Genomic DNA, 23323 nt, shown 5'->3' with positions numbered 1-23323 from the left:
AGTTAATTACCATTAAAAGGATTAATCTTGATAAAAATTAAAAAGAAGTATAATGAAAGTTTTCCTGAAATTTATTTTAACACTTATCGCATTTTTCATTTTTAGCACTTTGCAAGCGGCTGAACCTTTTATCACCACAGAAAAAAAACCGAATGTGGTTGTACTTAAAGAAAAAACGCTACAGCTTTCTTTTTTTGTAAATGATAGAGTAGATAAAGGTATTTTGCGAGCCGTAAAAAATCTGCAATCTGATTTTGAAAAAGTAACAGGAGACAAGCCCACTATTTTTAATCAAATTCCAACTATTTCTTCACCTCTAATTATCATTGGAACAATAGGTACTAATTCAGTAATTGATGATCTGATAAAACAAAATAAAATTGAGGGTAAAGAACTGAAGAATAAAAACGAAAAATTTATAATTCAAAACATAAAAAATCCATTTAGAGGTGTTTCAGATGCTATTGTAATCGCAGGTAGCGACAAACGCGGAACAATTTACGGAATTTATGAATTATCAAAACAGATTGGCGTTTCACCATGGTATTACTGGGCTGATGTACCTGTGATGCAGAAAAAAAATATCTATTTCAAAAATGGGATATACACAGATGGTGAACCAGCGGTGAAATATAGAGGGATTTTTTTGAATGATGAAGCTCCTGCTTTGAGTGGTTGGTCTAAAGCAACTTTTGGTGGTTTTAATAGTCAGTTTTATGAGAAAGTTTTTGAATTATTGCTTCGACTTAAAGCGAATTATATGTGGCCTGCCATGTGGGGAAATGCTTTTTATGAAGACGATTCTGCCAATGGACCGCTAGCGAATGAAATGGGTATAGTGATGGGAACGTCACACCATGAACCAATGGCGTTGGCACAGCAAGATTGGAAACTTTATATCAAAAAAAATAATCTTCCGAATATTTGGGATTATTCTAAAAACAAAACGATTTTAGATCAATTCTGGAAATCAGGAATACAGCGAAGCAAAAATTGGGAAAAGCTAGTTACTATCGGAATGCGAGGAGACGGAGATGAGGCAATGAGTGAAGGTACCAATATTAGTTTGTTAGAAAATATTGTGAAGAACCAGCGTCAGATTATTGCTGAAGAAACTGGTAAAAATGCCAAAAACACACCACAGGTATGGGCTTTATACAAAGAAGTTCAGAATTATTATGATCAGGGAATGAGAGTTCCGGATGATGTAATTTTGTTGTTTTGTGATGACAATTGGGGAAATGTACGCAAACTTCCAGATCTCAGTAAACCTTTGCACAAAGGAGGTTATGGAATGTATTACCACTTTGATTATGTAGGAGGACCAAGAAACTCAAAATGGATAAATATTAGTCCAATACAAAGGGTTTGGGAACAAATGAATCTTAGCTATGAGCATGGCGTTGATAAAATTTGGATTGTAAATGTAGGCGATCTTAAGCCTATGGAATTTCCTATTAGTTTCTTTTTAGAAATGGCTTGGAATCCAAAACAAATCAATTCTACAAATATTTCTGAATTTACCGAAAATTGGTCAGCACAACAATTTGGCAGCCAATATGCTAAAGAAATCGCTAGACTTTTAAATACATATCCAAAGTATAACCGCCGCGTTACTCCCGAAATGCTTGACAGTAAAACGTACAGCCTTGAAAATTATAACGAATTTGAAACCGTTGTAAATGATTATAAAAATTTGACACTTGATGCTTATCGTATTTATGAAGAGATTCCGAATCAATACAAAGATGCTTATTTTCAGTTGGTTTTATATCCTATAGACGCCTGCAGTAATCTCTATGAAATGTATTTTGCGCAAGCAAAAAATAAAAAATTGGCCGATGATAAAAATGTCCTTGCCAATTATTATGCTGATAAAGTGAAAATGAATTTTGCTCGTGATTCGATTCTTCAAAATAAATACAATAACCAAATAGCTGGTGGAAAATGGACTCATATGATGGATCAGATGCATATTGGGTATAAAAGTTGGAATGATTCGCCTAAAAATATGCTTCCAGAAGTTACCTATGTTTCAGAAAATGAGAGAGCTAAAAAGATAGTTTTTAATGAAAAAAATGGATATGTTTCGATAGAGGCCGAGCATTTTTCTACAGCAAACAATTCAAAAAACACACATTGGGAAGTGATTCCTGATTTTGGAAAAACAAAATCTGGGATTACCACTTTTCCGCAAAATAGTTATCTGAAAGCTGATGGAAACATTTATATTGAATATGACATAAATTTCAGTTCTACTGGCGCATTTGAAGTGCAATTACTATTGGCACCAAGTCTTAATTTTAATAATAATAAAGGGTTGCGATACGAAATTTCTTTTGATGGAGAAAAGCCTCAAACTGTAAATTTTAATGGGAGTTATCGAGGTGAATTAGGACAATGGCAAACTGAACATATCATCAAATCGATTACGAAACATACTATTTTAAAACCAGGAAGACATATATTACGTTTCCGAGTATTAGAACAAGGAATTGTTTTAGAAAAGATTTTAATCGATACAGGCGGATTAAAACCTTCTTATTTGGGAGCGCCTGAAAGCGATATTATTTACGAAGATTGAATGCAATCGTTTTGAATTCTATTTAAAAAAGAAGTTATAAAAGTTTATAAAAATAGAAAGGCCACTTAAAAATTAAGTGGCCTTTCTTTAGTTCTGATTATTGTTATTTAACAATAATTTTTTGAGTAGACAATGTTTTTTTAGTTTCCGGATCTGAGAGTTTTACAATAAAAACACCTTTGGAGTGGATAGTTATATTTTCGGGTGTTTTGTCTTGAATTTTTCTTTTTAAAACTGTTTTTCCTGAAATATCAATTATGCTTAATTCTGATTCAGGAATAATATTCTCTGACAGAACAGTAAAAGTTCCATTGTTTGGTACTGGCCAAACTTTAAAAGATGTTTCAAGTTCATTTGGACTTTCTACCGCTAATTTTGAACTATATCCGCTCACGATATTTACTTTACGAGTCATAGTTCCTCCTGCATTATCAGTAACAGTAAAATCAAATGAGCATAAACCATTTGCTGCTGGCGTAAATTCTACTGTATCTGAATTTAGAACAGCATTTCCATTTACTGAATTTAATAATGAGTAATTAACACCACTTGTAAATCCTCGAGAAAGTTTTTGAATATTAATCACTACTTTATTTCCTGTTGGAGAATCATAGTGAGGTTGAGACATCCATTGTAAATAGGTGTCTAGATTAGTGTAACCATCGGAATTAGTATCAGCATTGGCATCCGAAAAATTTCCAACTGGTGAATTTACGTTAGTTCCCAAAATAGTTTCCCACCAATTTGGCAAACCATCTTGATCAGTATCCCAGTTAACATCTCTATTGATTACAGGATAATTTTCATAACCACCAACATCGGATTCGTTATCAGGAAATCCAGCTTTATTGGTTACGCTACCTCTGTATGTATACGTTCCGCCTAAGGTTTCAGTGATAATTCTTTGATCGTGATCATCAAATTCAGGTTGGGTACAACCTACATCAGAAAGCACAATTTTATAAGCATTATCAGCAGATTGTGTCGTTACATAAGAGGGAAAAAACGGAGTGTTCACAAAGTTTTGGAAACTGACAGTAACTCCAGTAATTCTTCTTCCGTTTGCTTGGTTACTTTCATTAAAATATCCAGGCATTACATTGCCATTAAAAAAACATTGTTGAGTTCCAGTTCCAGCACCTTCATTATCTGCACTAAAGGCAATAAATAAATCTGTACCAGCTCCTGGTTTATAATAATTATTGACAAAATTGACTTCTTTGGTCCCACCATCCGTGGATCTATGTCCCCAATTGTAAACGACATTATTGGTGATATCCATTCTTCCTGCATAAGCACCGTTTCCGTCTAATCCGCCGGCTAAACTCCAGTTACGTCCATAACAATGCGCTAAAAGATTGTGGTGAAAACTTCCTATATCACCACCTATAGAACCTGCATAACCATGCTCCGTTCCAGCAGGATAATTTTGATGCCCAGCCGCATTTAAGGCTTCTGAGATTAATGTTCTTTGCAGTGTAATATTTTTACCCGAACGGGAGCTAAAGGCTTCATCAATAGTCCAACTGATAGAACAATGATCAATTATACTGTAATTAGCACCTGTTAATCCCATTCCATCAAAAGTTGCTCCTCCGCCTAATCTCACTCTTACATTTTGAACAATAGCATCATTACCAGTTACTCCAAAAGGAGCAGAGCGTATACAAATACCTTTTCCTGGTGCGGTTTGTCCCGCAACAGTTACATAAGGTTGGCTCAAAACTAATCGTGAAGTAAGTTGTATAATTCCAGAGGTATTAAAAACAATAGTTCTTGGTCCAATATCATTAGTTACGGCTTCACGGAAGCTTCCTGGACCGGAATCATTTAAATTGGTTACGGCAACTACTTTTCCGCCTCTTCCTCCACGAGCAAAACGACCATAACCTTCGGCATCAGGAAAAGCTAGTTGAGCAGGACGGAAACGCCATACATCTCCTTTTACGACATCATTATTAGCTAAAACTTCATCGACACGCCAATAATAAGTGGTTCCCGTGTATAGTCCATTTGTTTGATAAGAGGAATTCGCTTTTGGTTGATTTCCTTTGTATTGTGGGGATGCCGTTGTTGCGGATTGTACAGATACTACATCTGTTCCGAAATAAATATTTTGGGAAACGGTAGTTGTTGATGGAGTCCATGATATTAGTTTACCTCCCGAATTTAGCTGAACATGTTCGTCATTATGTTGAGGAAGAGGGGTTGTTGCTTTAAGAGCGATGTTAGATGTGTTTAATTCTAATCCGTTTAGCATTACGTTTTTATAGGTTTCGTTGCCAGATGTTTCGGCAGCAAAAACAATTACTACATCGGTATTGGCAGTAGCCTGTAAATTTAAAAAGGCTGATGTTGCATCTGCAGTTTTTAAAGCTCTTACACTAGGAATTATATTATCTACTACTTGAGTACCATCGACTGTAATATCGATTGGGCTAAAAGAAAATACGGGACTGTCTACTGCATTTAAGAACGCTAATAAAGTATGATTTCCTGCGGGCAATCCGCTGATTCTAAGTTCTATTTGTCCTCCTTCGTTTGCGGTTGTACCTTTTACTGTAAGTCCATCACAAACTAATTTTGCATAAGAAGGAGCTTGAATACCTGCTTTATACCAATTCGTTCCTAAAGCATCTCCCTTGGTACCAATTCTGGTTACTGTAAAGGTAACACCATTTATGGTTTGGCTAGCTGGACTCGTCGTTACAACCCAAGGACTATAATCAGTATCACTTACTTCTGCAGATTGTCTTCCAGATTGGTCAAAATCAATTTTTACTACTGGAGTTTGGGCAAAAATCTTTGTCACAGGCATAGTAAGACAAGCTATTGCCATTACGAGCGAAAATTTTATTGAATTGTTAAACATTTTAATTGGTTAGTTGTTTGGTTAGTAAATAGTTTATGAATTCATATTATTTAATTAGTAAGAATAATATCTCAATAAAGGTGTAAAAATTTAATCATGTTGTTCTATTCTGTACTGTGCTGCATTGTGTGTTGTATTTAATTTGTTAGTATGATTGAATTAATTGGTTTTAATAAAAATTATTATTTTTTAATTTCTAAAAGTAAAAGGATATTTAAAAAGGCAACTATCTCAGAATTTGAGACTGTTGCCTTTTTAAATAAATAAATCTATTTTTCAAGTAATAATGCTTTGCCAGTGAAGTTGAATCTTCCAATTTGGGTATCTGTTGATTCATCAGGCTGTTTTCCTCCTACAGATACAGTAAACCATCCTGGTTCAACTACACGTTGGTCTTTTTTATTTATTAATGAAAGCTGTCTTGGCGTAATTTTAAAACGGACAGTTTTCGATTCACCCTTTTTTAGATTAATGCGTTCAAAGCCTTCCAATTGCCAGATAGGGCGTGGAGTAGAGGCTTTTTCATCTTTCAGATACAATTCAGCCACTTCGTCTCCATCACGGTCACCAGTGTTGGTTACCACTACAGAAACTTCAAAATCTTTTTCAGAATTAATATTTTTAGGAACTTGCAAATCACTGTATTTGAATTTTGTATAACTTAAACCAAATCCAAAAGGGTACAGTGGTTTTTTATGAAAATAGCGATAGGTGCGACCTTCCATATTGTAATTTTCGAAAGCTGGAAGTTGATCTACTGATTTGTAGTATGTAACAGGAAGTCTACCAGCTGGATTGTAGTCACCAAAAAGTACATCTGCAATAGCATTACCGCCCTGTTGACCAGGATATCCAGCAGTAAGAATTGCAGGAACATGGTCATTTGCCCAATTTATGGAGAGTGCACTTCCGTTTATTAAAACTAAAATGACTGGTTTTCCTGTTGCTACCATCGCTTGCATCAGTTCTTGTTGATTAGCTGGTAAGTCAAGACTGGTACGATCTCCACCTTCAAAACCATCAGCTTCTACTTTCATTTCTTCTCCTTCCAAACGCTCATTTAAACCTAATACAAGGATTATGGCGTCAGCTTTATTAGCAGTTTGAGTCGCTTCCTGTAATACATTTTCTTCTGGCTCCGCCCACAATAGTTGAGCTATTGCATCGCCATAGTAGTTTTGGTATTTAACTGTTATTTTGTATTTTTTTCCAGCTTCCAATTCTATTTTCTGTGCACGAATTCTAGGATTGTGTTTGTTTTTTCCGCCAGTACTTTTTCCACCTTCAATTTCAACAGTCATAAAGGGTTTTGACCATTCAGAAATATTGTATAATCCAGTTTTTGGAGCTACAAGATACCCCGTCCATTTAATGCTGTAATTACCCATTTTCATACGAGGATCCGGAGTGTCAATATCCCAATGAAAATCGATATTATCGTCTGTACGTGTAAAAAGTGGTTTTCCATTCCAATCAGCGTTGTCAAAGTATTCGCCCGTTAGTCCTTGTGTACCATTTTCATTTTGAAAGTAAATCGATGGAATAGCTTTCATTGCAGGAACTCCTTTAGCAAGATCTGTCCCTTTTGCGTATAGCACTTTTGCATTCGGCTCCAGTTTGTTTTTGATGCCTTTTAGCACGGTTACAGGATTGCTGGGAATACCGCTATAGTTTCCCCACAAAGACTGAATATCATCAGCATTTGGTCCTATTACGGCAATCGTTTTTATGTCTTTCGAAAGAGGAAGGGTTTGATTTTGGTTTTTCAAAAGAACAATGCTTTTTTGCGAAGCTACTCGGGCTAGCCAGTCATGAGCAGGACTATTATTTTCGGAATAAGGAATTTGAGCATAAGGCACAATTTCTTCTGGATCAAACATTCCTAATTTAAAGCGAGCGGTAAAAAGACGTTTTACGGCAACATCTATTTCTTTTTCGGTAATTAGATTGCGATCAATGGCTTCTTTTAATGTCTTAAAGTTGCTTCCACATTCTAAATCCAAGCCATTTTTTACAGCCAAAGCAGAAGCTGTTGCTGCATCGTTTGTAATTTTGTGGTATTTCCAAATATCAACGACAGCGCCACAATCTGACACAATATAACCATTAAATCCCCAATCTTTTCGAAGAATATTAAATAGAAATGGACTAGCACTGGCTGATTCTCCTCTAAAACGGTTATAAGCCCCCATTACTGAGTAAACATGACCTTCTTTTACCAAGGTACGGAAAGCAGGAAGGTAGGTTTCGTAAAGATCAATATTACTGGTTTCAGCATTGAATAGGTGTCGAGAAGGTTCTGGACCTGAATGAACTGCGTAGTGTTTCGCTGTGGCTATTACTTTTAAATATTTAGGATCATTACCTTGAAGACCATTAACAAAATTAAGCCCTAATTGACTCGTAAGAAAAGGATCTTCTCCATAAGTTTCGTGACCGCGACCCCAACGAGGATCACGAAAAATATTGATGTTTGGTGACCAAAAAGTTAATCCTTCGTACATACCGTGTTGTCCTCTTCTTAAATATTCGTGATGTTTGGCACGAGCTTCATCAGAAATTGCATTGGCTACATCAAAGATTAATTGACGATCCCATGATGATGCTATTGAAATAGATTGTGGAAAAACGGTTGCATAACCAGCACGAGCAACGCCATGCAAAGCTTCGTTCCACCAATTGTATTCTGGTATATCAAGGCGTTCGATGGCTGGTGAGGAATCCATCAATTGACTAATTTTTTCATCTATGGTCATTCTGGAGACCAAATCGTTTACCCGTTGTTCAGTAGGTAAGTCAATATTTTTATACGAGAAGTTTTTTTGGGCAAAAGTGTTTAGTGCTAACAGGTTCAATAAAAGCACTAAGTAATGTTTTTTTCTCATCGAGCTTTTTTAAGATATTTTGGTTTATAATTACTTTATCAATAATTGTTATGTAAAAATAATATGGACTTTTTATTTTCAATTATGATTTAGTACAAAATAAGCAATTTTGTTTTTTTTAAATTGGGATAAATCACTATTTAAAGGATGATGCAAAGCTTATTCTTACACTTTTAATTTTTTACACCATCAAAACAGGGGACAAAATGCTAATTAAGAAGGGGTATTTAGCTAGTGAGTTGTCGAATTTTAGGTTTAGACTATAATTATGATATTTTTGTATCAACATTAAGTTAATAAAAATATAAATTTTGAAACAAAAGGTAATTGTAATTCTTTTTTATTTGGTTAGTACACTATGTGTGTCCCAGCCCTCTGGAATATTGACTCATTTTTCGCATGATGTAAAATTGAGTCAATCCCGTATTATAGATATTCAACAAGATAAAAAAGGATTTATTTGGTTAGCCACTTATAATGGTTTGATTCGTTATGATGGATCTATTTTTCAAAATTTTAAAGTAGGACAAAACGACTCATTAAACTTACAATCAAATCGTGTAACAAAATTTAGATTTGATAAAAACGGACGAATTTGGATTCAGTCTGAAAAAAATGACATTTATTATTTCGATACAGATCAGTTAATTTTTCATTATCCAATTGAAGGAAATTCTACTCATTCTTCCAATGATTCTTTTAAAGATTTCAGAGTAATGCCTTCTGGGAGGGTTTGGTTATTTTCTGAAAATAAAAATTACCTGACTGCTTTTGAAGGAAATAAGCAAATTCACAAGATCGTTTTTGATTCAAAAAAACTATCTGGAAAAATCCGTGATGTTTTTGAAGACACTTTGGGAACCACTTGGTTTTTGACAGACTCAGGTATTTGCCGACTGAAGAAATCGGGTGGAGAGCCTGAGTATTTCTTTTTTAATATGAAAGGAAACTCTGGGCAACCTTATTCGTTTACAGCTGTTATGGAAACAGAAGATGATATATGGTTTGGAGGTGCCAATGGCAAGCTTACACGTTATACTAAAAAGTCAAGTACTTTTTTTGATTTTGAATTAGGTATAAAGGAAAATGTTATTCAGATAAAGTATTTATCAGATAGTAAAGTCTTGATAGTGACAGAACAAGGTTTTTATTTTTATGATACAAAAATAGGGAAACTGGATGTTTATAATAGTAAAATAGTGCCAGGATTCCCTAGTGGAAAAGTTTATTATTTAGGGTTAACCCGCTCGCGACAGTTTTGGTTTGAGGCTTCGGGTTCAGGAGTCTATCAATTTGATTTGATTACCAAAAAGTTAAAACACATGGAGGTCAATTCAAGTGATCCTTCTAGTGTTGGTGTAGACCGAAAAAGCTTTCTGCTTACTTCGCCTGACGGAACAGTTTGGATTCAATCCAATAAAGGTGCATTTGCTTATTGGGATGAAAAACAGAATAAATTAAGTTCTGTAATCCAGTGTATTAAGGAATCTAGTGAGACGTTTTCGGATGTAATGCATACGGCAATGTTCGACAGATTGGGGAATTTATGGTTTTGTTCTTATAAGCAAGGGTTAGATTTGATAACGTTTAATAATAATAATTTTTTAAGGCTAAACTTGGATTTTGCGAAGGATCGGCAAAAGCACAATGTTAGATGTCTGATGAAAGACAAAAATGGTAATCTTTGGGTTGCCAGTCGGACGGAAAAAATCACACTATTTGATTCTCATAAAAATAAAATAGGATTGTTAGGTGCTGATGGTACTTTGTCTGCTAATAGTCCAGGGTGGGGAGCAGATATTTACAGTATAATGCAGGATACCCAAGGGAAAATATGGATTGGAACACGAGGAAACGGGGTGTTTTGTTTGACTCCTAATGGGGCAAAATTCAATTATAATGTGAGTCATTATAAATATGATGAGAAGAATAGTTATAGCATCAACTCTGATAATATTTATAAAATTTTCCAAGCAGCATCTGGTCAGATTTATTTGGCTACATGGGGAGGTGGAGTGAATATTATTCGACAGTCAAGTGCGGGAATTCAATTTATTAATTGTAAAAATGAATTAAAAAACTATCCAATAAAAACGGCTGACAAAGTTCGTTCGATTGTTGAAGATAAGAATCATAGGTTATTTTTTATTTCATCTTATAAATTGTTTTCTTTTTCTGAAGGAAATAAACCAGCGAATCTAAAATTTAAAGAGTTTTCTCAAGTTTCCGGTAATGATATTTTGGATATTATAGTTACTTCTGATAACCGATTAGCATTGGCTACTAATGGGAAAGGTCTAATTTTAGCCGATTCAGATAAACAGGGTCGGTTAAAGGTTAAATCCGTTTGGAACGAAACGATTTCATTTCTTATTCAAGGAATTGTGTCTATGCAAGAGGATAAATTAGGTAAAATTTGGCTTATGGGCGATAATCAGGTAGTTCGTTTCGATCCCAAAAATAATAGTGCAGAAACGTTTCCTGAACTAAAATCCATCATTGGAAACGAAATATTTTCAGAGGCTACAAAATGTCTTCTTGCAAATGGAGAGATTATTTTTGGCTATTCCAATGGTGCTATTTATTTCAAACCTGAAGCAATTAAGCCTTTTAAATTCAAGCCCTATTTGGCAATATCTGGATTTACAGTTAATAATACAGAACTGCATGAAATAAATCCTGAAACTCCTAGAAATCCAGATTTACTTGAAGAAGTGACGCTACAGCATGATCAGAACTTTTTTAGGGTCCAATTTTCTGCCTTGGATTATATTAAAAATGAGAATATTGTTTATCGCTATAAATTAGAAGGAGTTGACAAACAATGGAATTATATAAAAGGAGGGCAGTCGATTAATTATACGAACTTGGATAGGGGAAAATATACTCTTATAGTAGCATCTACAAATGGTCATAATTTATGGGTAGCTAATGAGAGACGAATTAAAATCATTATTCGTCCATCCATTTGGGGGACAAATTTGGCTTATTTCTGTTATATTTTATTAGCCATTGGATTGTTTTTATCGATTCGCCGTGCAATTTTGATCATCTTAAAACTGCGTAGCGATGTAGAGTTACAGAAACAAATGGGTGAATTAAAGCTAAAATTCTTTACTGATATTTCGCATGAAATCCGAACACCTCTTACGATGATTACTGCTCCGGTAGAGAAAATGCTTTCAGATGATGATATATCGGATTTAGTAAAAACTCAACTTAAAGTTATTGAAAGAAGCAGTAATAAATTATTGAATTTGGTAAATCAGATTTTAGATTTGAGAAGAATTCAAGACAGAAGATTAGCAATTAGCGAAATTAATTTGGGTGAGTTTGCGACTAAAATATGTGAAAATTTTAGTGAGATGAGTTTACAACGTAATATAGGATTGAAATTAAGCATTGTTGATTCCAGTCCAAAAATATGGGCCGATACCGATAGCCTTGATAAAATTTTTGTAAATCTAATTTCAAATGCGTTTAAATATTGTCGTAAAGGTGATACAGTTGAAGTGATTATAGAAGAATCTGATAAACAGGTTTTTCTAAAAATAAAAGATAATGGCCCTGGTATCAATCCTATAATTCAAAAAAGATTGTTTGTGCGTTTTTCTAATTACAATGAAAATCCATACAATCCTAGTACAGGTATAGGTCTTTCTATTGTGAAGGATTTAGCGGATAAACACGGTGCAAGTATTATAGTCGATAGTACTTTGGATAAAGGAAGTTGTTTTCAACTTTGTTTTTTAAAAGGCTATAAGCATTTTGCTGAAGATGTTGACATTTTGTTTGAGGAAACGGATGAGTATGTAATGGATGAGGTGGAGTCTGAAAAAGAGCATGTTGAAATTCCATCGGATGTAATAATAGAAGGTAAACCAGTAGGTTTAATTGTGGAGGATGATCCGGAATTGAGGGAGTTTATTGTTTCTGTTTTAGAAAAGGACTATACAATTTATATCGCTGAAAATGGTATTGAAGGACATTTAAAAGCAGAAAGTCTATCTCCTAATTTCATTATTAGTGATATTATGATGCCAGAAATGGACGGTATAGAAATGCTAAAATTAATTCGAAATAACTTTGCTACTAGTCATATTCCAGTGATTTTACTTAGTGCAAAAACTGCGATCGAAAGTAAATTGGAAGGAATGGAATATGGAGCTGATGATTATCTAACCAAACCTTTTAATGTTAGTTTTTTAAAAGCAAGAATAAAGAATGTTTTAGAACAGCGCTTGCGTCTTCAGCATTTATATTCTACGGGTAATGTTATTGAAATTTCGGAAAAAGAACCGTTACAAATTTCCAATAAGGATAATAAATTCATGTTTCAAGTGATTGAATTTGTAAAGGAAAATATGTCTAAATCAGATTTCTCAGTTGATGAATTAGGGAAATTAATGTATATGTCACGAGCTAGTTTTTTTAATAAGCTTAAAAACATAACTGGAGTTTCGCCTGTCGTTTTTATTCGTGATATGCGATTGAATGAGGCTGCGGAGCTTCTTAAAAATGGAGATATGCTGATAAAGGAAGTTTGTTTTGAAGTTGGGTTTAATGACCTAAAATATTTTGGAAAATGTTTTAAAACAAAATTTAATTATACTCCAGCTGAATACCGTCATCTGCATCGCTAGGTAATAAATATAATTTCAAAATGATACTGGGTTTGTTTCGTTTTTAATTAACAAGCTCAGCAGATTTAGTGTTAAGGTTATTTTTGACAGGGGCTTTTAGTCCCTGTTTTTTTATTCGAGAATGAAATTTGAATTCTCTTCTTCATTTTTTCTCCATACTGTTTCAAATAGCGGTATAGGATATCAAAATACTCCTCTTTTTTAAAAATCGTATTCCTTTTTTATCTCAAATTTTAAAAAAGGGAAAGCCTTGATTTCCACTATTTAGGATTGCTTAATATTCTAAAATTTGGATCAAATAATCGTAGATAATAGGATGTGTGATTTCTTTCTGTATTTTTTATTTTCTCATATTTTTTTTACATAATAAAAAAAATATCCTAATTATTTATTGATTCAATAATTAATTAGCACTAAAATTAGTGATTTCACCCTTATCGAAAAGCAATATTTCTACCTCATTAGCAATTACTATATCTAGTTTTGCATCTTAACCAAACAAAGTCTTTCTATAGATTTTGTAAAATAATAACTAATTAAAACCAAGCTTATGAAACAAATTTGCACTTTCATCCTACCAGTAGTAATGGGTATGTTTATAGTGTTTAGCAACCAAAGTGATCATCCTATGGTAGAGAGAGCTAATAATGCTCTTAATCTGGCGACAAATGTTGAACCTTCTAAACGGTGTGTGACTTATATGCCAATTCTAGATGTAAACTATTTAGGAGAGTCATTCAACAAGTCAAATTCAACCAACATGGAATCATCTGGTACTAATAACACCATCTGTAAAGAATTTCAATTTTAAATTTTATGAAAAATATAAAAAATATAATACTTGAAGGAATGGTGCTTCTTTTGATGCTGTCTTCCTGTGCTAGTGATGAACTAAAATACGATTCTTCGGTTGTCAGAGATTATGCGCTACAATTGAACGGCAAACCTTGGAATATAAATGTAGGTATTTCAACAAGGCCTATTTTTATTTATAAAGAGAACGGAGATTATTTTGGTAATTACAGTTCACTCTATCGTTTTTCTCTAGACAATGGAAGTTACCATTTTATAGCTTCCGATATTCCGGAACAAATGGTCACTTTACCAGTAAATCTAAAAGACCTTGTTGTTCCTCAAGCACCTCTTGCAGATCAAAGAGTGGATCTTTCGGCCGCTGTGGTTTATGAATCTCCATTTAAGGATACGCTCAAATTGAACATTCTTAATAGATCGGGTACATTACGATTGAAATCTAAAGATGTCGTAGCGGATCCAAGTTATGCTATTATTAAAACGACGGTTTTTGTAAAACGAAATGGATATAAAGTTTCTGATGAAACATTTATAAAAGGAGACATGTCAGTTGCCAGATCTAAAAAAACAACTACAGGGGGAATTAACTATTTAGATGATTTTATTGTATTTCAAACTGACGAAGAAGCCAATAATGTTAGTGTCAAAATAGAGTTTATGACTGCAGATTCAGTTGTTGTCAAAACAAAAGAAATTGCGGGTACTTTTCCAATTTTACCGAATGGAGTTACGAATATCGATTTTAAATTGAATGACCCTGATACACCAATTATTAAAGATTATGTGGTAACCATTAATGGAGTAGTACAGACCAAATAAATAAAATCCAATGATCAACAGATTTTTAAAAATAAATCTAAATAAAATATAGTAGTTATGATAATAAAAAAACATATCATGAGCATCTTAACCGTCTTGTTCGTGACGTTTAGTGGTTATGCTCAGGACCTAGTAACTGTGACAGGAGTGGTGCGAGATAAAATGGGTCCGATTCCTGGTGCAACGATTATTGTAAAAAATGAAAAAACAAATGCATCCTCAGACTTTGATGGAAAGTTTTCTATAAAGGTAAGCGATCCGAACACGGCAGTTTTGTTAATTAAATTTATTGGTATGGAAGATTTGACCATACCTTTAAAAGGGCGTAAATCAGGTATTACTGCCCAAATGAATGAATCAACTAGTCAATTAAATGAAGTAGTGGTAATTGGTTATGGTACCCAAAAACGTGCCAACCTTACTGGTGCCGTTTCTAGTATAAAGGGAACAGTCTTAGAAAAGATTCCAACTAGTTCTGTAGCCGAAGCATTGGTTGGTAGAATACCAGGTGTTCAGATAACTTCTACAGATGGTTCGCCTGGTGCAGAAATAATGATACGAATTCGTGGAGGAGGTTCTATTACTCAGGATAATTCCCCTTTAATATTGGTAGATGGTTTTGAAGTTGCTTCCCTAAATGATATTCCACCAACGGATATAGAATCGACAGATTTTTTAAAAGATGCTGCAGCAACAGCTATATATGGTGCTCGAGGTGCTAATGGAGTTATTTTGGTAACTACAAAAACGCCTAAAGCAGGGAAAGTTTCTGTGAATATCAATAGTTATATGCAAATAAAAACGTTAGCGAATCGTCTGGATGTAATGGATCCTTATGAATTTGTTACGATGCAATATGAGTATGAGCGCAACAAAACTTCAAATCCAACTGCTTTTTATAGTCGTTATGGCCAGGCTAATGAAATGTATATTTATAAGGGTGATAAGGGTACTGATTGGCAAGATGAAATTTTTGGAGGTAACCCAATTGCTAGATACCTTGACTTTAGTATTAATGGAGGTACCGAAAAAACTAAATTCAAATTTGCGGTAACCAATCAGGATCAGCCAGGAGTATTGATTGGTAGTGGTTTAAAACAAACCAATATGAATCTAACTTTAAATACTAAATTATCAGATAAATTTACTTTTGAATTCCAATCTCGTTTTATAAATCAAACCATTGAAGGTTCCGGTACTGAAGGGGTTAACTTACTTGATGCGATACGTCAGGCACCTACTCTTGGTTTACAGGATTATATGACATTGCCTGAAGATGATACGTATTTTGATCCTGAGGATTATACACAAGTTAAACGTTTCAATCCGATAGAAGCAGCTGAGAAAAATTATCGTAATCGTGTTACACGTACATTCAATACAGTTGGAGCATTAACTTATAATATTATAAAAGGATTAAGTCTTCGCAGCTCATTTGGTTTCGAATACCAATATGCAGAAGACGGTCGTTTCTGGGGTACAGATACTAAAACAGCAACTGAAAATAATAATCTGCCGGTAGCGTCTTGGACAATGACTCAAAATCCTCGTTGGCAATTAAATAATGTATTAAGCTATAATTTTAAAGTGAATACAGTTCATGATTTTCAATTAATGTTAGGTCAAGAGATGAAGGATCAGAGTAGTACTAGTAAAACGTATACCACTCGTTATTTTCCTGAAACTATAACTGGCGAAAAGGCATTAGATAATCTTGCCTTGGGAACACCTTTTCAAAACTCATCGGTAGCAGGTTCACCAAATAAAATTTCATCATTCTTCGGACGTGCAAATTATGGTTATGATGATAGATATCTTGTTACAGTTACTGCTCGTGCAGATGGTTCTACAAAGTTTGGACCTGATAATCGTTGGGGAGTATTTCCTTCAGCAGCACTAGCTTGGAGAATATCAAATGAAGCTTTTTTGAAGGATAATGAAACCGTTTCTAATTTAAAATTACGTTTAAGCTACGGACTTTCGGGTAATGATCGTATTTCCGGAGATTTATATGCTAAATACTATGGCGTTTCACAAAACAAATCAGTAGGTTGGGGCGATACTAGTCATTACTATTATAATTTTTATAATGGTACCTATTTAAGCAATCCTGAGGTGAAATGGGAAACTACTTATACCACCAATTTAGGTATTGATTTTGGATTTTTTAAAGATCGAATTACGGGTACTGTCGAATTTTACTATAACACTGTAAAAGATTTGTTAGTGCCTTCTGATATTCCTGGAGCATCTGGTTTTAATAAAATCATGACCAATGTGGGACAAACATCTAATAAGGGAATTGAACTTGGAATTAATGCGAATGTGTTTCAGAAAAAAGATTGGAGTCTTGATTTAAACTTCAATATTGGATATAATGAAAATAAAATTGATGCGCTTTCAAGTGGAGAAAGTGAATGGATTCTTAGTTCAGGATGGGCAGGAACACAATTATTAAATGACGATGATTATCGTGCTTATGTTGGTGGTACTAAAGGTTTAATTTACGGTTATGTAAACGATGGTTTTTATACGGTAGATGATTTCAAATCATTCGATCCAATAACTAAACTTTGGACACTTAATGATGGTGTAACAAATTCGAAAAATTTGGCAGGAGATCCTCCACGTCCAGGAAATGCTAAATTTAAAAAGCTAACTCCTGTTGATCCAAACGATCCAAACACTTATGTAATTGGTGCAAACGACAGACAGGTTATTGGAGATACTAATCCAAAATTTTCTGGTGGATTTGGAATGAATGCGACATGGAAAAATTTTGATTTCACTGTCTTTTTCAACTATGTGTATGGCTTTGATGTGTACAATGCAAACAAAATTATGATGACTTCTTGGTATCAAAATACTCAAAATAATTTAGGGATGGAAGTAGGGTTGGAAAATCGTTGGAGAAACTTTGATGATATGGGGAATGATCTTCGTTACTCACCAGAACTTTTGGCCGATTTCAATAAAAATGCCACAATGTGGAACCCAACTACAATCGGTCGTCCTGTAGCAATGTCTTATGCCATTGAAGATGGTTCTTTTTTACGATTGAATAACCTTTCTGTAGGATATACAATTCCTTTAGGTATAAGCAAAAAATTAATCTTTAATCGAGTTCGTTTGTATGCAACTGGTTCTAATTTATTTATTTGGACTAATTACTCAGGATACGATCCAGAAGTTAATTTATCAACAGGATTAACACCTAACATTGATTATAATGCTTATCCAAGAACGAGAAATTACACTTTTGGAGCGCAATTATCATTTTAATTTATTTAAATCTTAAAACTATGAATAAAAAGATATTATTAAGTATTCTATTTAGTTTCGTATTGTGTTTTACAGCTTGCGATGATTATTTAGACGTACAGCCAGCAACGGGTTTTACTGAGGCTGAAGTTTTTGGATCGGAAAGTGAAATTCAAGCAGCAGTTGCTGGAATATATACACTTATGTTAACCGATGATGCCTATTCGAATCGTCTTGCTTTTGTTTTTAATCCGAATACCGATGTTGAGATGGCAAGTGTTGCGACCAATACTGTAAATGCTAACGGTTCTGATATTGCCTGTTTTCAACCAAAACCGTATTGGACAACTTTGAATTCTACTTGGAATGCGATGTACAAGATTATTAACCTGTCTAATGATGTGATCGAAGGAATCGAAAAATCTGATATTTATAAAGCAGACAGGAAAGACAAAGCATCTAATATTACTCAATTATATGGAGAAGCCAAAACACTTCGTGCGATGGTATATTTAGATATGATTCGTATTTGGGGTGATGTAGTGTTTCGTACTAAATCAGCAACTGCCGACGAGGATTTTAAAGTAGGTGTTACTGATAGAAATACCATTCTTGAATTTCTAATCGATGATTTAAAATCAGTTGAGCCATTAATGCAATATGCAAGTGAACTAGATTATGGTGTAGAACGTACTTCTAGAAGTTTTAATCAAGGTTTGATTGGTTTACTTGCTCTTACTCGTGGAGGATGGGCTTTGCGTCCTGATGGCAATGGAGCTAGTATTGGGAAAATGGTTCGTGGTGAAAATTATCAACAGTATTATGATATTGCAATCCAATATTTAGGTAAAGTAATTAATGAAAATAAACATGACTTAAAATTGAGTTACCGCGATTTTTGGGTTAAGCAAAACAATTGGGTAACACCAGTTAATGATGACGTTATATTTTCAATACCATTATTAAAAAATACTTCGGGCGAATATGGCTATGCCATTGGTATTCCAATTTTAGCAGGGACTCATCCTTATGGGAGTGCTTCAGGAGCTCTTAATTTAGCGGGTACTTATTTATTCTCGTTTGATGGTAAAGATTTGAGACGAGATGTTACTTGTGCACCTTATTCATATGATGCAAATCTAAAACAAGTAATTCGATTGGATATAGCAAAATTAGCTGTTGGAAAATGGTCTAAACTTTATGAGACTGCTCCATTGGGTAGTACAAGTACCAAAGCAACAGGTATCAATTATTCATGGATGCGATTTGCCGATGTGTTGTTGATGTATGCAGAGGCAGTAAACGAGCGTTTTGGTCCACGCGCTGATGCTCAGGAAGCTCTAAAACGCGTACGTCGTAGAGCATTTGATAAGGCAGATTGGACAGATAAAGTAGATAATTATGTAGCATCTAAATCAAGCCCAGATTTATTTTTCAAGGCTATTATGGATGAGCGTGCATGGGAGTTTGGTGGCGAAAGTAAACGTAAGTTTGACTTGGCTCGTTGGAATAAATATGGTGAAGTAATTTATAATCAATATTTCAAATTACTAAACTGGGGGAAAGTAGCTAATGGTGCTTATGTAGCTGGTGTAGATAATGTTCCTGGAAGTGTTTATTGGAAAGAAATTCCAGATCCTGTTAATGCAGGCAGAATAATTTTAGATATCAAAGGAATTGATCCCGTTTTGCAATCTAAGCCAGCAGGTTATACAGAAACGATTTTTGCATCAAGATGGTATTCATTAAATAGCGATAGTCAGGCTTATGAGCCTATAAATGATATCAAATGGAGTTTTAGAGGTTTTATCAATTTTAACAATGCTTCTAGTGTAACGCCAAATGATCCTTTGCGTTATTTATGTCCTTATCCATCTAAAGTGATTACAGATCATCGTGGTGCTATTCAGAATTATTATGGTTTTAACTATTAAATTGAATAAATTATGAAAAATTTAAAAAGGTCAATTTATATTTTATCATTTTTCAGCATGATTTTGCTGGGAGGGATATTAAATTCTTGTCAAGAAGACAATACAGCTTCTTATAATGAGGTTGGAGATTTGTTCCAACCTAAGTTTGTGCTTACAGCTCCTTTGGTCAAAAGCAATTCTATTGCTTTGGTATGGTACAAAGTAAATGATGCTGATTCTTATACGGTAGAATTACATTTAGACAATTACTATACTAGTTTGTTTAAATCCTATACTGTTACAGATACACAAATTCTGATGGATGATATTCCGTATAAAACGCAGTTCTACATTCGAGTTCGTGCGAATAAAACGGAAGGACAATTTACTTCACGTTGGAGTAATACGAGTGCATTGACTGAGGCTCGACCAGTAATTGTTGAAATTTTACAACCAGTGCAAAAGGTAAATATTACTGAAACAGATGTGACTGTAAATTGGATAATCGATGCTGCGAATCCAGCAGATAGTATTTCGGTTGTTCCAGCAAGTTCTAAGACACTTCCTAGTTTTGGACGTAAGCTAACGGCAGAGGAAATCAATCTTGGACAAGCTAAAGTGGTAGGTTTGGAAAAAAGCACCGCATACAATGTAAATGTTTACGACAACAAGAAACCACGTGTTTATGACAGACCTTATAATCAAGTAACTTTTCGTTCATCAGGGCCATCAGCTGGACAAATTTTGATTAAGAATGGGGATGATTTAGACAAGATATTGAGAGATAACAATTCTAACGCAGCAATTCCAGAAGGTACGGAATATTTCTTAGAAGCGGGTTCGTTATTCAAAATTACTCCATTTACTATTTCAAAAGGATTTAGACTTGTAGGTGGTGCAGGAGAACGACCTCAAATTGAAATGAACGGAAACTGGGATATTGCAGAAGGGGCATATTTGTCTGCATTAGCATTCGAAAATATTCGTTTTTATCAAACTATTGATGCGAGTTACTTCTTTAATAGTGGTAGAGCATGGACTATCGGAGAAGTTACTTTCTATAACTGTGTATTCAATTATTTTAAACGTGGTTTTTGGAGACATCAAGGAAATGGAAAATACAAGGAAGTTGGAGAGTTTAGGATGGAATATTGTACCTTACAGGATGTAGGAGGTCATTCTGGACCTTACGGAACATTTGCTCTTGGTTCTGCTGGAGCTGATAATTTTAAAAAAGCTGTTTTCTCAAACTGTACTTTTATGAAAGATTATTATGGGACTACCAATAATACGTTGAACTTTAAAAATTTATTCGATTATGGTACTTCTGCCTATCCAATTTATTTGGAATATAATAATATAACGATTTATGATTACGCTTATAACCGAGCTTTAATTAATATTCCAAATGCGGTAGGATCTACTTTGATATTTAAGAATGTAGTATTAGCCTCTCCTTGTGGTAAAGTAATTCAAGCGATTGCTGCAGGTTGCACTACTTCATATAATAATAATTATACCACTACAGATTATCTGCTAGGGCCTACAAGTATTCAAGGAACCGCATTAGGAATTAGTGCAGCAAACTTGTTTGTGAATCCAACAGCAGGGAATTTAACAATTAAAGATCCAAATTCTCCAGTTGCTATAACCAAATCGGGAGATCGTAGATGGATTCCTTAATAATGCTATTAGTTAGTTAATTAGTTAAAGTTAGTTAATAGTTCCAGACAGAAAAGAAGTATCCGCTTAGGATGCTTCTTTACTTGTCTTTGTTTTTCTAAAAATTATGAATAAACTCAATTTGGAGGGAACCAAAAGTTCTCTTTAGAGACTTTTTTGCTTTTTTGAAAAAAGTTTTTGATTAAAAAAATATTTAAAATGAGATTAAAACGATTGCTACTGTCATTAAGTTTTACGGTTTACACATTAGGAGCAAATGCTCAAGGTTGGAATGGCGACTTAGGAAATGGAAAGTATAAGAATCCGATTTTACATGTTGATTATTCAGATCCAGACGTATGCGCAGGTGAGGATGGTTACTATATGACTGCATCCAGTTTTAATAGTTCTCCAGGACTTCCAATACTTCATTCAAGGGATTTAGTAAACTGGGAGTTGATTGGATACGCATTGCAAAATCAATTTCCTGTCGAACATTTTCGTACGGTTCGTCATGGTGACGGTGTTTGGGCTCCTTCCATTCGGTATCACAAGGGTGAATATTATATCTATTGGGGTGACCCAGATTTTGGGATATATATGGTAAAAACCAAAAATCCTGCAGGTACTTGGGAAGATCCTCTATTGGTAAAAGCAGGCAAGGGGTATATAGATACTTGTCCATTTTGGGATGAGGACGGAAAAGCCTATTTATCTTATGCTTTTGCAGGTAGTCGCGCCGCTGTGAAAACAGTCTTGATGTTGTCTGAAATGAACTATGATGGTACTAAATTAATAGGGAATCCTGCAATGGTTTTTGATGGTCATAATGGTCACACAACTGTCGAAGGTTCTAAAATGTATAAGAAAGAGGGTTACTATTGGATTATGGCTCCTGCCGGAGGTGTAAAACCGGGATGGCAATTGGCTATGCGTTCCAAGAATGTTTGGGGACCTTATGAGTCTAAAGTTGTTTTACATCAGGGAAACACAGATATGAATGGGCCACATCAAGGAGGATATGTAGAGACTCCAAACGGAGATGGATGGTTTATACACTTTCAGGATCGTTGGGCTTATGGACGTATTGTCAATTTAGAGCCTGTTACCTGGAAAGATGGCTGGCCAATTATGGGAAAAGATATAGACAACGATGGTATTGGTGAGCCGGTTTCTGAGTGGACAAAACCAAATGTTGGTAAAAATTATCCCGCTACTCCATTGATTTCTTCTGATGAATTCAATGGACATCAATACGGATTACAATGGCAATGGCAGGCAAATCAGAACCCAGATGAACAATGGGGTTGGGTATCTGCTAATTTAGGATTTATGCGCCTTAATTGTATTCCTCGTGACGAAAGCATGAAAACAATGTGGATGATTCCTAACCAATTACTACAAAAGATGCCTGGACTAAACTTTACAACCACCACAAAATTCACTTTTCAAAACAATCCAGATGCAAAAGAATGCAATACTGGGCTAATTGTTTTTGGTGAAGATTATGCATACATCGCTATTGAGCAAGATGCTGAAGGAAAGCTCAAATTAGTTCAGCGTTCAATGAAAGATGCCCGTACTTCTAAAAATGGTGAGACAGAATTGGCGTCAATAGCAATTGATCAAAAAACGGTTTATTTCCGTGCCAAGGTTGAAGCAGTACAAAACAAAGAACCTTATGATTCAAGAGTTACTTTTTCGTATAGCACTGATGGAAAAACATTCAAAGCTTTTGGGAAATCTTTTAAGCCTGTTGCAGGACGTTGGGTAGGAGCAAAAATAGGATTGTTTGCTACCGGAACTAAACGCATCAGTGATAGTAGTTATGCTGATTATGATTGGTTTCGAGTAGAAGAAAATAAATAATT

The 23323-nt window shown here is 34.5% G+C and carries 10 protein-coding genes; 8 read left to right on the top strand and 2 right to left on the bottom strand.

Annotation, left to right across the window (positions count from 1 at the left end):
- Positions 1-52: 52 nt before the first annotated feature.
- Complete coding sequence (locus ACUN3A_RS02920) at positions 53-2584, top strand: glycosyl hydrolase 115 family protein (RefSeq protein WP_445549857.1); 2532 nt, start codon at positions 53-55, stop codon at positions 2582-2584.
- Between the two features lie 103 nt (positions 2585-2687).
- Here ACUN3A_RS02920 and ACUN3A_RS02915 read toward each other — a convergent pair whose 3' ends face one another.
- Together ACUN3A_RS02915 and ACUN3A_RS02910 are read right to left on the bottom strand one after the other, a co-directional pair.
- Positions 2688-5423 (bottom strand): T9SS type A sorting domain-containing protein, encoded by a 2736-nt coding sequence (locus ACUN3A_RS02915; protein WP_445549856.1) that lies wholly within the window; start codon positions 5421-5423, stop codon positions 2688-2690.
- Between the two features lie 302 nt (positions 5424-5725).
- Positions 5726-8341, bottom strand: a complete 2616-nt coding sequence (locus ACUN3A_RS02910; protein WP_445549855.1) for a glycoside hydrolase family 3 C-terminal domain-containing protein — start codon at positions 8339-8341, stop codon at positions 5726-5728.
- Positions 8342-8652: 311 nt separating this feature from the next.
- On the opposite strand from ACUN3A_RS02910, the gene ACUN3A_RS02905 reads away from it, so the two are divergent.
- The 7 genes from ACUN3A_RS02905 (at position 8653) to ACUN3A_RS02875 (ending at position 23321) form a co-directional block, all read left to right on the top strand.
- Positions 8653-12984, top strand: coding sequence for a two-component regulator propeller domain-containing protein (locus ACUN3A_RS02905; protein WP_445549854.1), 4332 nt, complete (start codon positions 8653-8655; stop codon positions 12982-12984).
- Positions 12985-13612: 628 nt separating this feature from the next.
- Positions 13613-13795: a hypothetical protein gene (locus ACUN3A_RS02900; RefSeq protein ID WP_445549853.1), complete on the top strand. Its 183-nt coding sequence runs from the start codon at positions 13613-13615 to the stop codon at positions 13793-13795.
- 5 nt (positions 13796-13800) lie between these two features.
- Positions 13801-14616: a hypothetical protein gene (locus ACUN3A_RS02895; protein ID WP_445549852.1), complete on the top strand. Its 816-nt coding sequence runs from the start codon at positions 13801-13803 to the stop codon at positions 14614-14616.
- A gap of 78 nt (positions 14617-14694) precedes the next feature.
- Positions 14695-17898 (top strand): SusC/RagA family TonB-linked outer membrane protein, encoded by a 3204-nt coding sequence (locus tag ACUN3A_RS02890; RefSeq protein ID WP_445549851.1) that lies wholly within the window; start codon positions 14695-14697, stop codon positions 17896-17898.
- A gap of 20 nt (positions 17899-17918) precedes the next feature.
- Positions 17919-19811 (top strand): RagB/SusD family nutrient uptake outer membrane protein, encoded by a 1893-nt coding sequence (locus tag ACUN3A_RS02885; RefSeq protein WP_445549850.1) that lies wholly within the window; start codon positions 17919-17921, stop codon positions 19809-19811.
- A gap of 12 nt (positions 19812-19823) precedes the next feature.
- On the top strand, positions 19824-21473 hold the full coding sequence (locus tag ACUN3A_RS02880; protein ID WP_445549849.1) for a DUF5123 domain-containing protein: 1650 nt from the start codon (positions 19824-19826) through the stop codon (positions 21471-21473).
- A 198-nt stretch (positions 21474-21671) separates the two neighbouring features.
- Positions 21672-23321, top strand: coding sequence for a glycoside hydrolase family 43 protein (locus ACUN3A_RS02875; RefSeq protein WP_445549848.1), 1650 nt, complete (start codon positions 21672-21674; stop codon positions 23319-23321).
- Positions 23322-23323 lie beyond the last annotated feature (2 nt).

The sequence above is a fragment of the Flavobacterium sp. WC2509 genome (genome assembly GCF_052683105.1).
The sequence above is the reverse complement of the archived record's forward strand: the minus strand, read 5'-3'. Positions and strand labels throughout refer to the sequence as shown.